Annotated in this window: 11 protein-coding genes; 4 read left to right on the forward strand and 7 right to left on the reverse strand. The window is 62.6% G+C overall.

The features are described from left to right. Positions 1-41: 41 nt before the first annotated feature. The 3 genes from ACYVHK_RS15415 to ACYVHK_RS15425 form a co-directional block, all read right to left on the reverse strand. A complete protein-coding gene (locus ACYVHK_RS15415) occupies positions 42-1,898 on the reverse strand; it encodes a flavodoxin domain-containing protein (protein ID WP_460533840.1) in 1,857 nt (618 codons plus the stop codon). Then, positions 1,895-2,572, reverse strand: coding sequence for a PKHD-type hydroxylase (locus ACYVHK_RS15420; RefSeq protein ID WP_460533842.1), 678 nt, complete (start codon positions 2,570-2,572; stop codon positions 1,895-1,897). The genes ACYVHK_RS15415 and ACYVHK_RS15420 overlap by 4 nt, the downstream gene beginning before the upstream one ends. A 71-nt stretch (positions 2,573-2,643) precedes the next feature. After that, a complete protein-coding gene (locus ACYVHK_RS15425; protein ID WP_460533844.1) occupies positions 2,644-4,977 on the reverse strand; it encodes a catecholate siderophore receptor Fiu in 2,334 nt (777 codons plus the stop codon). A gap of 572 nt (positions 4,978-5,549) precedes the next feature. Between ACYVHK_RS15425 and ACYVHK_RS15430 the strand changes: the two genes are divergently transcribed. The 4 genes from ACYVHK_RS15430 (at position 5,550) to ACYVHK_RS15445 (ending at position 12,233) form a co-directional block, all read left to right on the forward strand. Then, complete coding sequence (locus ACYVHK_RS15430) at positions 5,550-7,754, forward strand: RelA/SpoT family protein (protein WP_460533847.1); 2,205 nt, start codon at positions 5,550-5,552, stop codon at positions 7,752-7,754. 9 nt (positions 7,755-7,763) lie between these two features. Continuing rightward, positions 7,764-9,710, forward strand: a complete 1,947-nt coding sequence (locus tag ACYVHK_RS15435) for a TonB-dependent receptor plug domain-containing protein (RefSeq protein WP_460533849.1) — start codon at positions 7,764-7,766, stop codon at positions 9,708-9,710. A gap of 42 nt (positions 9,711-9,752) precedes the next feature. Beyond that, positions 9,753-10,214, forward strand: coding sequence for a YehS family protein (locus tag ACYVHK_RS15440; RefSeq protein WP_460533851.1), 462 nt, complete (start codon positions 9,753-9,755; stop codon positions 10,212-10,214). Positions 10,215-10,415: 201 nt separating this feature from the next. After that, complete coding sequence (locus ACYVHK_RS15445) at positions 10,416-12,233, forward strand: EAL domain-containing protein (protein WP_460533853.1); 1,818 nt, start codon at positions 10,416-10,418, stop codon at positions 12,231-12,233. A 63-nt stretch (positions 12,234-12,296) separates the two neighbouring features. Here ACYVHK_RS15445 and ACYVHK_RS15450 read toward each other — a convergent pair whose 3' ends face one another. The 4 genes from ACYVHK_RS15450 to ACYVHK_RS15465 form a co-directional block, all read right to left on the reverse strand. Continuing rightward, on the reverse strand, positions 12,297-13,517 hold the full coding sequence (locus tag ACYVHK_RS15450) for an EAL domain-containing response regulator (protein WP_460533855.1): 1,221 nt from the start codon (positions 13,515-13,517) through the stop codon (positions 12,297-12,299). An 80-nt stretch (positions 13,518-13,597) separates the two neighbouring features. After that, on the reverse strand, positions 13,598-14,734 hold the full coding sequence (locus ACYVHK_RS15455) for a protein-glutamate methylesterase/protein-glutamine glutaminase (RefSeq protein WP_460533857.1): 1,137 nt from the start codon (positions 14,732-14,734) through the stop codon (positions 13,598-13,600). 64 nt (positions 14,735-14,798) lie between these two features. Next, positions 14,799-15,299, reverse strand: a complete 501-nt coding sequence (locus tag ACYVHK_RS15460) for a chemotaxis protein CheD (protein WP_460533859.1) — start codon at positions 15,297-15,299, stop codon at positions 14,799-14,801. After that, positions 15,296-16,138 carry a CheR family methyltransferase gene (locus ACYVHK_RS15465; RefSeq protein ID WP_460533861.1) on the reverse strand — a complete coding sequence of 281 codons (843 nt, stop codon included), beginning with the start codon at positions 16,136-16,138 and terminating at the stop codon, positions 15,296-15,298. The genes ACYVHK_RS15460 and ACYVHK_RS15465 overlap by 4 nt, the downstream gene beginning before the upstream one ends. Between the last annotated feature and the right edge of the window lie 2 nt (positions 16,139-16,140).

Genomic DNA, 16,140 nt, shown 5'->3' on the forward strand with positions numbered 1-16,140 from the left:
ATTCAGCTACGGCCTTTTGTTTGTACCGGAACGGTTCAACGCTAGTATACGTCCCGCCGATAGCGCCCCGCTGCGATCAGGGCTTCAACACCCTCCTCGCCCAGGATGTCCAGCAGCACATCATTCACCGCCGGGGCCATACCGGCCGCACTACCGCAGACATAGATAGCCGCGCTGCGCGCCAGCCAGGCTTGAACCTCATCCGATGCGGCCCGCAGCACATCCTGTACATAGATACGCCGTTCCTGGTCACGCGAGAACGCCGTATCGAGCCGCGCCAGGCTGCCGTCAGCCTGCCAGGCCAACAGTTCGTCACGGTAGTAGAAGTCATGCGCCGCACTGCGCTCACCAAAGATCAGCCAGTTGTCGCCGTATCCCTGCAAGGCGCGCGCCTTCAGGTGAGCACGCAGGCTTGCCAGACCGGTGCCATTGCCGATCAGGATCATCGGTCGTGCGTCGGTGGCGGCATGGAAGCCCGGATTGCTGCGCACCCGCACCTGCAGTTGCTGGCCCGGCCCTGCATATTCAGTCAGCCAGCCTGAGCCCAGACTCAGGCCATCGGCGGTCCGGATCTGCCGAATCAACAATTCCAACCGACCATCCGCCGGGATGGAGGCGATGGAATAGGCGCGAGGGCGTATGGCTGTCAGGGTATCGGCCAACTGCTGCGCATTGGCGACCTCGATCTCGTCCGGCCATTCACTGCACGCCAGTACGGTCGCCAGATCGTTGCGTTCGCCCTGCCGGGTGACCGTCTCGTCGCCCGTCAGACCCCGGGCCGAGAGCCAGGCACTCACCTTCGCTGGCGCATGGCGCGGCGCGATCTCGACGATATCGCCGGCCTGCCACGCTATGCTCACCCCCGCCTCAGGCTCCAGTGCGATGTGATAGCTGGCCGCACCCTGACTATCGGGATTGAGATGCTGGCGCGCCTGCAGGCGCCAGTCCGTCAAGGCGTCTTCCTGCCAGGCCGGCAAGGCGGTTTGCCCAGTCAGCGTCGCCAGTTGAGCTTGCCAGCGGGTAATGGCAGCCGGGTCACCCTGATCCACTTCGATGACCGGGAACAAGGCCTGCGCGCCCTGACCATCCAGCCAGTTCGCGACATGGTGGCCAAAGCCGCAAAAATGCGGATAGTGTCGATCCCCCAGCGCCAGCAGGCCATAGCGCACGCCACCCAGCGCCACCTGCTGGCCCATGTGGCGGGCAAACGCATGTGCACTGTCCGGTGCCTCGCCATCGCCAAAGGTACTGACGACCCAAAGTGCCTGCGGATAGGCCGCCAACGCCGCAGGTGTCAGTTCGCCCAGCGCCCGCAGTTCAACCAGCAGGCCTGCAGCCCGCAGGCTCTCCGCCGTCTGGCGCGCCAGATTCTCGGCGTGGCCGGTCTGGCTGGCATGCACGACCAGGGTTGCCGTATTCAACGGCAGTGCGGCCTGCCCATCACGCCGCGACCAGCGCCACGCCAGCAAGGCGCCGGCTCCCAGCAGGCTGATGCGACCGAGCGGCAGCATGAACAGCCAATGCCAGGTCTGCTCCAGTGCCTGGAAGAACGGCTGGAATCCCGGCCGTGCCAGCAGCTTGCCGCTATAAGGATTCAGATAACGGGTTTCGGTCAGGCCCGGCGCCGTCTGCAGCTCCGCGCGAACAGCCTGGTCGCCCCCCCCCGCTGGCGACAGCGCAAGCAGTGTCCACGCCGGGAAGTCCTCGCGCAATTGTGCAGCCAATTGATCGACACTCAGCGTCGGCGCGCCGTCGGGAACCGTCACATGGGTGGCCACGGGGTCCAGCAAGCCCAGTAGCACCGGCCGGCTCCAGTAACTCAGGGCACTGGCCAGCGCCAGCAGCAACCACAAAGCAGCAAGGCGGTTCAACCAGCGCAGCGGCAATGCACTACTCATAGCTCAGCCCACATGCGCAGTAGGTTGTGATAGTGGCCGGTCAGGCCAACGGCCTCTTCACTCTCTCCGACCTTGCTGCGCAGCTTCTGGATATTCTGGTCCAGCTCGAACAGCATGCCGCGCTGGGCATCGTCACGCACCATGCTCTGTAGCCAGAAGAACGAGCAGACGCGTGCGCCCCGCGTCACCGGCTCCACCTTGTGCAGGCTGGACGAGGGATACAGCACCATGTCGCCAGCAGGCAGCTTCACTTCATGGCTGCCATAGGTATCGACAATCACCAGCTCGCCACCGTCGTAATCTCCGGGCTCGCACAGGAACAACGTGCAGGAGAGATCCGTCCGCAAGCGGCCGCCATTCGGCAGGTTGCGCACCGAGCCATCCACATGCAGGCCGTAGTGTTCTCCCCCTTCATAGCGGTTGAACAGCGGCGGCACCGTGCGCAAGGGCAAGGCAGCCGAGAAATAGAGCGGGTTCTGCGCCAATGCCTGCAAGACCACCTGCCCCAGTTGCTGGGCAAGCGGTGAGTTCTCCGGCAACTGGCGGTTGCGCTTGACCTGCGCACCCTGCGCGCCGACCGTTTCGCGGCCGTCAGTCCAGTCGGCTGCGTCGAGTTGTTGGCGTATCGACAGGACCTGTGCCGGTGTCAGCACCTCGGGAATATGCAACAGCATGGGTAGACCACCTCAAAGCAAAAGAGCCTCCCCCTGGGGGAAGGCTCCGGAGACAGCAGGAAATCTCGCTATCAGAACAGGAAGTTGGCGGACAGCTGGGCCGAGCGTTCAGCACCCGGCGTGTAGCGGTAGCCACTCTTGTTGATGGCGGCGACATATTCCTTGTCGGCCAGGTTGTACAAGTTCAGCTGGATGGTCACGTTGCGATTGACGGCATAGGCAGCCATCGCGTCGAACACCCAGTAGGACTCGGTGTGCGACGGAGTACCGACCGCACCGTCCGCACCGCGTTGCAGACCATCTGCGTAGCGTGCGCCACCGCCAAGGGTAATGCCATACGGCAGCTTGTAGGTAGTCCACGAGGTGAACGTCTTCTTCGGGGTGTAGTTGAGCGCGCGGCTGGCGGCATCTGCACCGACCGAAGCACCGTTGACCACTTCGGTGTCTGCGATCGAGAAGCCAGCGCTGACCGACCATTCCTTGGTGATGTCACCGGTCGCGCTCAGTTCCACACCTTGCACACGCTTCTTGCCGGTCTGGTAGTAGAGCTTGTCGGTCGGATCCTGTTCGACTTCGTTGGTCACTTCGGTGCGGTAGACCGCGGCCGTCACGGCCAGCCTCTTGTCCAGCAGGTCCCACTTGGTGCCGATTTCAGCCGTCTTGGCTTCCTGCGGGTCGAACTTGGGGTTCGCTGCGCTGTTGACCGATGTGCTCAGCGCGAAGTTGGCGCCGCCCGGAGGCTGTTGCGAGGTGGCGTAGGAGACGTAAACGCTACCGATATCGACGGGCTTGAACAGCACGCCAAACTTCCAGTTCAGCAGGTTGTCCTTGGCTTCGATTGAGGTCGGGACCAGGGTGCCAACCGGCAGCGTGGGGTTTGCAGCCGCAGTGGACTTGGCGATGCTCTGATAAGTCGTGTTGTAGTGATCCAGACGCAGACCACCATTCAACTGCCATTGTTCGCTCAGCTTAACGGTGTCGAACAAGTAGGCGCTGACGGTATTGGTGGTGCCGTCGGTGCGCACGCCGTTACGAATCGGGTTGTAGCCGGTGATTGTGGCGTTTGGGTCCGGATGGTACAGATTGGCGGCCGGCATGGTGCCCAGGCCATCGTAGCCGTAGGTCGTCTGGGTCTCGCGGATCAATTCGATACCGCCGCTCAGCGAATGTTCGATGCCACCAGTAACCAGGTTGGCCGTCACATTGGTCTGGTTGGTCAGTATCTCGTTGCGCTGATCCTTGATCTGACGGTTGCTGCGGGCAATCGTCCAGGTATCCAGGTTGGCCGGGTTCGGGGTCAGCAGGTTCGGGGCCGAACCCATGAAGCCGGTCAGCACGTAGTTCTGGTTGGTCTTGCCGTAGCGCGAGATGTTGCGCAGCGTGACGTTGGACGAGAAATCATGCTCGAAACGGGCGGTGAACATATCAGCCGTCACCTTGTCGAAGTCCGAGGTTGAGCCGTAGAAGTTGCTCGAATTCACCTTCGGCGCTGCCGTCACGTAAGGACGTGCCGGGATCGCCGTGGTGGTGCCAGAGGCGTTCTGCACTGGGCTGGAATAGCCAGGCAGACCAATGGTGGGCACGCCGCCATCAGGCACGTTGTCCTGCTTGACGTGCAGGTAGGAGAAGATGGTGCGGGTATTGCTACCCAGGCCAAAGCCCAGCGTGGGTGCAATGCCCCAGCGCTTGTTCTTCACTTCATCACGACCCGCCACGCCGGCGTCCTGCGCCATCACATTCAGGCGGAAAGCCGCACCGTCGATGCCCTTGATCGACTTGTTCCAGTCGAGGTTGGCACGCTTGTAGTCCGCGCTACCGATCTTGACCGAACCGGAGATCGCATCGTCGCGCTTCGGGGTCTTGGAAGACAGGTTGATATAGCCGGTCGGCGAGCCGCGGCCGTTGTCGGTGCCGGCCGGACCCTTGGCAACTTCGATCTGCTCGATGTTGAACACATCGCGCGAGATGGAGCCCAGGTCGCGTACACCGTCGACATAGATGCTGCTCGAGGTATCGAAGCCACGCATGTAGATCGCGTCGCCGGTGTTGGTGTTGCCGTTCTCACCCAGGAAGAACGTGCTCACGCCCGGGCTGTTGCGCAGCGCCTCGGTCAACGTGGTCGCACCTTGTTCCTGGATCAGTTCTTCCTTGATCACCGAGATGGTCTGGGTGGTATTCAGCAACGGCTGGGTCAGCTTGGGCGAGCTGGACTTCTCAGCCTTGTAAGCCGGCTGTTCGATTTGCGCCTGCACCTTGACCGCCGGCAGGACGGTATCGTCCTTGGCCGGGGCCTGCTCTGCCGCAACGGCCATACCGGCTGGCAGGGCCAGCATCATTGCAGAAGCCAAAGCGGTGCTCTTGAGGCGCTGAACGTCGCCGTGTTTCTTGCTGGCGATATAAGCCATGTCTACTTCCCTGTGTTTATTTGAAAACCTGACTGCCCAGACCCTGCTACCTGACAAGGCTGGCACTGAAATTCTGGTCGGGGAGTGATCTCCGCCGAAAAACAGGCGCAACTGTAACGAGAGTAATTCTTATTTGCAAACAATTTACATTTGGCACACTGCAGCAATGAGCCAGATGCCATGAGGAAAACCACGGAAGAGGGTGTGCCATCCGGACCGTACAAAAAAAGACCGGCCCACAAGGGGCCGGAATCCGTACTGGGTGGTGACACATCAAGGGTCGGGGAGACCCTTAGCAATGCATCTGCAGTCGAGGAACCGCAAAACCGATACATTGCTCTGCCGCGCAAAACCAAGCCATTCGCTTCCCGATCGCAACCGCCAGGTTCGGCTCAACAGATGAACTGAACTCTATCAAGATAAATTCTCAATTGCAAATAATATTTGTTCTCATTTAAAGGGTCATTAAGCAGCCCAGCAAGGGCGCGGCTTGCGCGGCTTCACCCCCCTCACCCACGCAATCTGTACGCCAACAGAAAAGCCCGCCGCCAACGCATGGCATAATTCGCGCCATGGTTGCTCCCACCCGTCCACTCGCCCTCTCCGTTGCCGAGGCCGCCGACCCGCAAGCCTGGCTCGCCCGCCTGGCAGATCGGTTCAGCCCGGCGGAAATGCAGCAGATCACCGCCGCCATGGAATGGGTGCAGGCCCTGTATGCCGGCATGCATTACGCACCGATCAACGCACCGGTATTCCCGCACGCCGTCGCTGCGGCCAGCATCGTGGCAGACCTGCGCCTGAGCGCCGATACCGTTATCGCCACCCTGCTGTTCTGCGCCCCCGACCATCTGCCCGATGCGCTCGAACAGATCTCGGCACGCTTTGGCACGACCGTCGCCAAGCTGGTGGATGGTGTGAGCAAAGTCCGCAAGATGTCGGCCTTGGCCCAGGTGGATGCCAATCGCAAGGAAGACGCCGAGCAGCAGATCGAGACCGTGCGCAAGATGCTGCTGGCGATGGTGGAAGACATCCGGGTCGTATTGATCAAGCTGGCCTGGCGCACCCAGACCATGCACTACCTCGCCAAGTGCGAGGAATCGGTTCGGGTGCCGATCGCACGCGAGACCCTGGATATCTTCGCACCGCTCGCCAACCGGCTCGGGGTCTGGCAGATCAAATGGGAGCTGGAGGACCTGGGCTTTCGCTTCCTCGAGCCCGCGCTGTACAAGAAGATCGCCGGCCTGCTCGACGAAAAGCGGGTAGATCGCGAGACCTTCATCGCCGAGGCGATCTCCAACCTGCGCGAAAAGCTGCTCGAGCAAGGCGTAAAGGCCGACCTGATGGGCCGGCCCAAGCATATCTACAGCATCTACAAGAAGATGCAGAAGAAGCGGCTGGATTTCAGCGAGATGTACGACATCCGAGCCATTCGCGTGCTGGTCGATACCCTGCCCGACTGCTACGCCGCATTGGGGGTGGTGCACCACATCTGGCAGCCCATACCCGGTGAGTTCGATGACTACATCAGCCACCCCAAGGGCAACTTCTATCGCAGCCTGCACACCGTGGTGGTCGGCCCGCAGGACAAGGCACTCGAAGTACAGATCCGTACCTTCGAGATGCACGAGCACGCCGAATACGGCGTCGCCGCGCATTGGCGCTACAAGGAAGGTGGCTCGGGCGATGCCCGCTACGAGGAAAAAATCGCCTGGCTGCGACAGCTGCTGGACTGGCGCGAGGACGTCAGCCAGCAGACCGCCGTGGCCGAGGCCTTCCAGGCCGAACAGTTCGACGACACGGTCTACGCCCTGACGCCGGCAGGTCGCGTCATCGCACTACCCCACGGCAGCACGCCGGTCGACTTTGCCTATCACCTGCATACCGACCTGGGCCACCGCTGCCGCGGCGCCAAGGTCAACGGCCATATCGTGCCACTGGATACGCCGCTTGAAACGGGCCAGCGCGTGGAAATCCTCGCCGCCAAGGAAGGCGGCCCGAGTATCGACTGGCTGCACCAGGGCTACCTGAAGAGCCATCGCGCCATTACCAAGGTCAGGCACTGGCTGCGCCAGCAGAACCTTGATATCGCGATCGAAACCGGTCGTACCATCCTCGACCGTGAGCTGGTCCGCGCAGGCAGCCATCCCAATCTCGATGAGTTCGCCCTGAAGCTCGGCTTTAAGCAACTGAACGAACTGCTTGCCGCCATCGGCCAGAACGAGGTGACCGCGCGCGACCTCGCCTTGGCGTTGGCGCCTGCACCAGTCGAAATCCCGGTCGCCACCGGCGACATCATCAAGCGGGCGCGCGCCGATACGCAGGGCCAGGGCATCTTGATCGAGGGCGTGGACAAGCTGATGACCATGCTGTCCAAGTGCTGCAAGCCAGTGCCGCCCGACGCCGTCGTCGGCTTTGTCACCAAGGGCCGTGGCATCAGCATCCACCGTAGCGACTGCCAGACCCTCAAGCGCCTGTCGTCGCAAGCACCGGAGCGGCTGATCACGGCCGATTGGGGCGACAAGCTCACGCAGGCGCAGCATGGCCAGGTCTTTGCCGCCGATGTGGAAGTGGAAGCCCACGACCGGCCCAGCCTGTTGCGGGATATTTCCGACCTGCTCTCGCGCGACAAGATCAACGTCACGGCCGCCCAGACCATCACCCGCAACCAGATCGCCCGCATGCGCTTCACGCTGGAGATACGCGACGCGACAGCGCTGCGCAAGGTGATTGAACACGTCAACCAGGTACCGGGCGTGATCTCGGTACTCCGTCGCTAGGCACGGACCATGGTGAAACAGGCACCATGGTGGCTATGGGTGCTGATCACCTCGCTATGCTGGGGGCAGGACCAGCCTGGCAGCAACCACCGCACCCAAACCGCTCCCGAGGAACACGAAGCCCGTGCCCAAGGTGGCGAGGCCACGCTCTGGCTGGATGATGAGCCGCTGCCCGAACGGGCGCTGAAATGGTTCAGCACCCTGCCCGGCATCTGGTTCGATAGCGTGCTGGTGCCGCTGGCCGACAGCGGTGCCTCCGTCCTCAATCTGCGGCTGACCCGCACACCGGCCGAATCCGCCTCTCAGGAATCGAGTTTCGAAGCAGGCAGCAGCGACGGCCGCCCCACGGCCCGGCTGGGCCTGAGCCGCACCGCCAAGGGTTCCAACTGGCAGGACAAGCTGATCACCGACCTTGCCTGGCGGGAAGAACCACTGAGCTGGAGCAAGGCCACGCACTTCTTCGATCCGGCTGGCTATGCTGCGGGCCAGGAGCAGGAAGACGTCGAGGAACACCGGCGCAGCTTCAACTACCGCCTAGCCCCCAGCTTCGAGATTCCCGACGGACAAGGTATCTGGACGTTTACGCCGTTTCTCGCCCACAGTAGCGAGCTCAATGACCGGCTGCTACGACGCGCCACCACGCAGCCTGACCAAGCCACTGCCTTGCTGGTGGGGCGTCAGACCGAGCATGCCCGCAATACCCTCTGGCGTAGCAGCGTGACTTGGGCCGGCCCCTATGGCGGCTGGAAACACCGGGCTTCGTTGCTCCTGCAGGGCAGCATCGACCAGAGCGAGCTGCTGCGCGAAGACACCGACCCGTGGGGGCTGCGTTTGCGCCTGCGCAAGGAAGAAGACAGCGGCCAGGACAGGGATAGCAAGCTGAGCCTGGAGTCGGCCCGGCGCTGGGTAGCACACGCCTTCAGCCTGGGCGGAGAATGGCGCGAGATCCGCAGCAAGGAGCAGGAGGCCGTGCACGAGCAGGGTGAACTGCCGTCGCTGGAGCGCTATGCCCAACTGGAATACCGGACGTCGCTCTGGCTCAAGGATGACTGGCAAGTCCGCCCCGAACAGCGGCTGAGTCTCGGTCTGCGCGGCAACCATATCGACACCCGGCCCACCTATCCAGAGCAGATTGCGCGGCGCTACTTCAACTTGCTGCCCTCCGGCGCCTGGCGCTGGCAGGCCGATGCCGACACCGTCGTCCGCCTTGGCATCAACCGCAGCATACGACTGCCCAAGGTCAGCGAGCTCAGCACGGTACGCGACAATGTCCCGGACAATGACAGCCTCAATCCTGACCTGATCGGTAACCCGCAACTTCGTCCCGAGCGCAGTTGGACCGGTGAGGCCGGCCTGGAGCGCAAGCTGGCAGCGGAGCGCGGACAACTGAATGCCCAGTTCAGCGTGCGTGAGATCAAGGACCTGATTGAGGACCGCAACCTGCTTTCACAAGGCCGCTGGGTCGAAGTGCCTTACAATATCGAACACGCCCGCACCTGGACGCTCAAGCTCGGCAGCCGGCTCAACCTGGCCCGGCTCGGCTGGCAAGGCGCCACGCTCGATATCAGTGCCAGCCACATCGGCTCCAGCGTCAGCGACCCCACCACCGGTCGCAAGCGCCATATCTTCGACCAGCCCGCCGACCTGTTCAGCCTGAGCCTGGCCAGCCCCGTGCCCGGTGGCTGGCGCGGCAAGTTCGACTGGCACTACGCGGCCAGGGTGGAAAAAGGTGGTCCCGGCGGTAGCTGGTATGAATCAGGCCAACACACGGTGGATGTGAGCCTGAGCCGCCCCGAGGGCCGTGACGGCCGCTGGCAGATCAGCTTGCGCGATCTGCTGCCCGAACAACTTCGTACCGACCAGCCCGAATATCAGGATGGTCGCCTCTACAGTCGCACCCGCTTGAAAGAAACTGCTGCCAGTCAGCTCAGTATCGCCTACATACAGAAGTGGTAGTTCGCCCGCGCCGCGGGCGGCCGCCAACGCAACAGGAACCCCATGATCACCAATGACGTACTGCGCAGCATCCGCTACCTGCTCAACATCACCGACGGCAAGGTCGCCGATATCATCAAGCTGACCGGCTTCGAGAGCGATCGCGCCGATATCATCGACTACCTGCGCAAGGACGAGGAAGAAGGCTATCGCGATTGCCCCGAGGAAGTACTGGCCCACTTCCTCGATGGCCTGATCCTGTTCAAGCGTGGTCGCGACGAAAACCGCCCTTTGCAACCGATCACACTGCCGCTCTACAACAACCTGGTGCTGAAGAAACTGCGCGTCGCCTTCGAGCTCAAGGAGGACGACATGCTCTCCATCCTGGACCAGGCCGGCTTCAGGGTCTCCCGGCCGGAACTCAGCGCCTTGTTCCGCAGCCCGGACCACAAGAACTATCGCCGCTGCGGTGACCAGTTCCTGCGCAACTTCCTCAAGGGCCTGACCCTGCGCCTGCGCGGCTGACCCGGTGACGACGGGCAGGATCGACGTGCCTGATCCTGCCCTTGCCATGTCGATGGTATATCTCCTGTACCTCGTCGACTTGTCATCGTTCCGTCACTGAGCGTTCATATCATCATCCACTGATACTCTCCCATGTCGGCCCTGTTGTGCCGGCGTGGTCACGCTTGCAGTAAGCGCAGGGGTCTGACTGGAATGAAGAAAATGACGCTCGCCTTGCTCGACCCCCAAGCCCGCTTGCCGGAGGCCGAGCCGCAATTGGCCGCCCTGCGCGCCATCCTCGCCCATGACCGCCTCAGCCCGGTGTTCCAGCCTATCGTGGAACTCGCCAGCAAGCGCATCATCGGCTACGAGGGTCTGATCCGCGGCCCGTCCAACAGTTTCCTGCACTCACCGCTCAATCTGTTCGATACCGCCGAACGCCATGGTCTTCTTTTGCAGACCGAGCGAGCCTGCCGACGGGTGACCATACAGCGCTTTGCCGAGCTGGGCCTGGGCGAGCAACTGTTCCTCAATGTCAGCCCGGAGAGCCTGGTCCAGCCGGCATTCCGGCCCGGCGAGACCCGTGCACTGCTGGCCGAACTGGGACTGAGCCCCGAGCAGGTGGTGATCGAACTGACCGAGACCCGCCCCTCGCTCGACTTCAAGCTGCTGCACGAGGCGGTGAACCACTATCGCAGCATGGGCTTTGCCATTGCCATCGACGACCTGGGCGAAGGCTTCTCCAGCCTGCGGCTGTGGTCCGAGCTCCGGCCCGACTACGTCAAGATCGACAAGCACTTCATCCAGGGCCTGCATCTGGACCCGGTCAAGCAGCAGTTCGTGGCTGCCATCCAGCGCATTGCGGCAGGTGTATCGGCCCGGCTGATTGCGGAAGGCGTGGAGACAGCAGAAGAACTGGCGCTGCTGCACAAGCTCGGCATCCACTGCGTTCAGGGCTATTTCCTGGGCCGACCCGAGGCCACGCCCCATCAGCAATTGCCATTCGCCGCCCACCAGATCCTGAGCGATGCTGACCGCGCCCACCGCAGCCGCAACCTGCTGCTGCGCTCAAGCCAGGTCGCCGGCCAACTGCTGCGCGCCAACCCGTGCGTTCAGCCCACGCTCGACAACGAGCACGTGTATCGACTGTTCGCCGAAAACCCGAATCTGTACGCGATCCCTGTGGTGGAGCAGCATGGCTGCCCGGTCGGTCTGTTGCGGCGCAGCGACCTGCTGGAGCGCTTTGCCCGGCCGTTCAATCGCGAGCTGTATGGCAAGAAGCCCTGCAGTGCGCTGATGGATCGCCACCCACTGATCGTTGATCGCTCGCTGAGCCTCGCCTCGCTATCGCAACTGGTGGTCGCCGCCGACCGGCGCTATCTGGTTGATGGCTTTATCCTGACCGACGATGGCCAATACGTAGGCATGGGCACCGGCCACGACCTGATGCGTGCCATCAGCGAGATTCAACTCAACGCCGCCCGCTATGCCAACCCCCTGACCCTGCTGCCGGGCAACGTGCCGATCAACGAGCACATCGATCTGCTGCTGGAAGGCAATGTGAACTTCGTGGCGGTGTTTGCCGACCTCAACGATTTCAAACCCTTCAACGACGCCTACGGCTATCGCAAGGGCGACGAGGTCATTCAGCTACTCGGGCGCCTGTTGGGCGAGGTCAGCGACGGCGAACGGGATTTCGTCGGCCATGTCGGCGGCGACGACTTCGTGCTGCTGTTCCAGAGCGAGGACTGGCAGGCGCGCTGCGAGCAACTACTGCAACGCTTCGCCACCGAGATCATGGGCTACTTCAGCAGCGAACACCGTCAGGCCGGCGGCTACCTGACCTTGGACCGCAAGGGACTGCAGACACTGCACCCCTTGCTGTCGCTGGCACTCGCAGCCGTTCCGGCCAGCAGCGGCCGCTTCCATAGCCATCATGAACTCTCGGCCGTGCTGGCCGAGGTCAAGCAGGCAGCCAAGCAGGCCGGGGGCAATGTGCTGCTGCAAGACCGCCGCGCCTCTCTGCCGGCACTCGCCTGAGCGAGCGACAGTAGGCACAAAAAACCCGGCCTTGGCCGGGTTCCTTGCGATGCTGCACGGTGTTCAGCCTATACTGGGTCGCGGCGCCCGCAGGTGTTGGGTGCCCTGCTTGAGCCAACCGGCCAGCGCATCGCCCGGCACCGGCTTGGACACATAGAATCCCTGCGCCACATCGCAGCCCAGCAGGCGGATCAACTGCCAGTCGGAGGGATTCTCCACCCCTTCGGCGACCGTGGTCAGGTGCAGCTTCTTGCCCATCTCGATGGTACTTTGCAGCATCACATGCAGATGCGGCTTCTCGGAGGCGCCGTGCACCAGCGAGCGATCGATCTTGAGTTCGGTGAAGGGGATGCGCGACAACTGCTGCATGGATGAAAAGCCGGTCCCGAAATCATCTATCCCGAGGCCAAAGCCCTTCAGTCGCAGGCGCGCCAGTGTACCGAGCGACAAGGCCAGGTCGGACATCACCGCCGTCTCGGTAATCTCCAGCAGCAAGTACTTGGGTTCGATGCCGATGCGGCTGGTCACCGCCGCGATACGGTCGGCAAGGTCCGGGGTCGACAGCGAGCGAGCCGACAGATTGACCGCCACGCTGATGGTAAGGCCGCGTGCATGCCAGTCGCGCAACTGCTTGAGCGCCGTCTCCAGCACCCAGTCGGTCAGCTCGTCGATCACACCGCCCTCTTCCGCCAAGGGAATGAAATAAGCCGGCGCAATCAGGCCCAGATCCGGGTGCTGCCAGCGCACCAGCGCCTCCACTCCCCGCATCACGCCGGAATGGGTGGTCACCTTGGGCTGATAGTGCAGTACCAGCTCCCGGTTCACGATGGCGCGGCGAATCTCGTTTGGGGAAAAACTGTATTGGGCTTCGCGCTGCTTTTCCGCCACCTCGCCCGGCCGGAACCGGGCGATCAGATTGGCCAGGCTGTCATAGGACAGCGGCTTCTGGGCAATGCCCAGTACGATCAGACCGTGCTCCTGCGCCATGGTCTCGACCGTGGACAGGATGGTGGTTTCGCGGCTCGATACCACGATCAGCGCATTGACCAGCCGCTGTTCGGCGATATGGCGTATCAGTTCCACGCCATCCATGTCCGGCATTTCCAGGTCGGTCACCAGGATATCGGGCTTGGGATTGACCGCCAGCACCTCCAGGGCGTGCCGGCCGTTCTCGGCTTCCAGTGTATTACCCACACCGATGTTGGCGAGCAGGTCCAGCGCGTGCAGGCGCTGCACCGCGCTATCTTCCACCACCATCACACTCAGTTCTGTATAGCCTGACATCGTCGATTGACCCTTGCGCCCCAGGGGAATATTAACAAACTTTAATATGCATTCTTTATATCGCAGCCCCAGCCGAATTACTAGCCTATCCGGTTGGCACTGCGTTCGATTAACCCGGGTATTTCGCCCAGGCTGGCCACCTGTTCAGCCGCACCCAGTCGTATTGCCTCCTTGGGCATGCCGAACACGATACAACTGGCTTCATCCTGCGCCAGCGTGCTGGCGCCGCAATCGCGCATCTCCTTCAAACCCTTGGCACCATCGTCACCCATGCCGGTCATGATGACACCCAGCGCATTACGCCCAGCGCACTTGGCAACCGAGCGGAACAGCACATCCACCGACGGCCGGTGCCGGCTGACCAGCGGTCCGTCGACCACTTCCACGTAATAGTGGCTTGGCGCACGCTTGACCAACAAGTGCTTGCCACCGGGAGCGATCAGCGCCCGTCCGCGCACCAGCCGGTCATTGTGCTCGGCTTCCTTTACCTCGATCTTGCACAGGGTATTCAATCGCTGCGCAAAGGTCGCCGTGAATTTTTCCGGCATGTGCTGCACGATGGCCAATGCAGGGCAACAATCGGTGAGCGCCGGCAGCAGTTGTTCAAGGGCCTGCACCCCGCCCGTAGACACGCCCAGCGCGACAATGCGCTCGGTGTAGCCAACGACCGAAGGGCCGCATGGCGGGTCCAGTATCGCGTCGGCGCTGAGCTTGGGGGACTGTATCTTTTCGGCCACGTAGGACAGTGGCTGGCCGGGCCTGGGCGCGGCAGGAGGTGGCGGCGTGGCGATAGGCGCCCGCAACAGGCGCAGCCGCCCGGTAGCGGCGTAGGCGGCCCGGATCGCAGATACAAGGTCGGCCGAGCTGTCCTGCAGGAAGTCGCGTACGCCGATGGAGGGCTTGGTGATGATGCCAAGCGCACCGGAAGACAGGGCCTCCATGGTGACGCTGGCCCCCTTCTCGGTCAGGCTGGAGCAGATCACCACCGGCGTGGGCCGCTCGCTCATCAGCTTCTTGAGGAAGGTGATCCCGTCCATGCGCGGCATCTCGATGTCGAGCACGATGACATCAGGCCACTGCAACTTCATGCGCTCCTGCGCGAAGATGGGGTCAGCCGCGGCACCGATCACCTTGATATCCGCCTCGCGCCCCAGCTCCTCGCTGATCACCTGGCGCACCACGGCGGAATCGTCGACGATCAACACGCTGATGGGCATACCTACCCCCTGAGTACTGCAACAGTCTACCTGCCAGTATCGAGCCCGCTGCAAGGCGGCAGGCTCAAGGCTTGCAGGGCGGATCAGCCTGCGGCTGGAATCTTACCCACACGTCACCGGTGGCGACGTCGAACACGATATGGCGATGACCATGCCCGGCCAGATGTTCCCGGCTCAGGCGAAAGCCGTTGCCATCGAGCCAATGTTTGCCGAAATCGATATTGCGCTCGCCCACAGCCGGCAGCTTGCCATTCTCGGCCACGAGCATATGACCCCCGCCAAACATCTTGACCACATAGTCGGCGGGCAGCGTGCCTGTCGAATGAATATAGCGCATGACCAGTTGAAACGCCTCCTCGGCATAGCGCCCGTCAAGCGGCCCCTCGCCCCGCGGCTGGCCTTGTGGACGCTGCGGTAGCAGGTAATGACACATGCCCCCGATTTGCCGGCCGGGATGCCACCAGGTGATGGCCACGCAGGAGCCCAGCAAGGTACGGATGCGGTTGTCCCGGTCCCCGAAATAGACCTCGCCAGGCTGCAGGAAGATGTCGATCTGAAAGCTCATCGCAGCTTCCGGTATACCGTGGGCAGGATGGGTTCCAGCTCATCAGGCAGGCCGATCAGCGATTCCGAGTGCCCGACGATCAGCCAGCCACCCGGCTTGAGCCGGCTGGCAACGGCAGAGACCACCCGACGCTTGGTCTCGGCGTCGAAATAGATAATCACATTGCGCAGGAAGATCGCATCGAAACGCCCGATCTCCGGCAATGGTTCGATCAGATTGACCGGCATGAGCCGTACCCGCTGCCGCAAGGCCTTGTCCACCAGCAGGCTGCCCATGTATTCGCCAGTGCCACGCAAACAGTAGCGCTTGAGGTAGTCGGGCGGGATATGGTTGGCCCGCTCCATCGGGTAGAGCCCACGCCGCGCCGCCGCCAGGACACGGCTGGAGATGTCCGAGCCGATCAGCTCCCAGGGGCTCGCCTCGCCCAGTACGTCCGCCAACAGCATCGCCAGGCTGTAGGGCTCCTCGCCGGTCGCACAGGCAGCACTCCAGAGGCGTACCGGCTGGCCAAGCAGGCTCGGCAGCAACTGGTCGCGCAACGCATCGAAATGCTTGGGCTCCCTGAAGAAATAGGTTTCGTTGGTGGTGATGAGGTCGATCGCCATCTGGCGCTCTTCGCTTTCGCCACCGTCGCCGATCAAGCGGAAATAGGCACCATAGTCCGGTATGCCGCGTTCCCGCAGACGCTTGGCCAGGCGGCCGGACAACATGGCCTTCTTGATCGGCGCCAGATGGATGCCGGTCAGCCGTTCGACCAGCGCCTGGTAGAGGGCGAACTCAGCATCGCTCATCTGCACCAGACCAAAGTCATGCACCGGGGGTGGGATGGAGATGGTCACCA

It is taken from the genome of Chitinimonas naiadis (genome assembly GCF_054780835.1).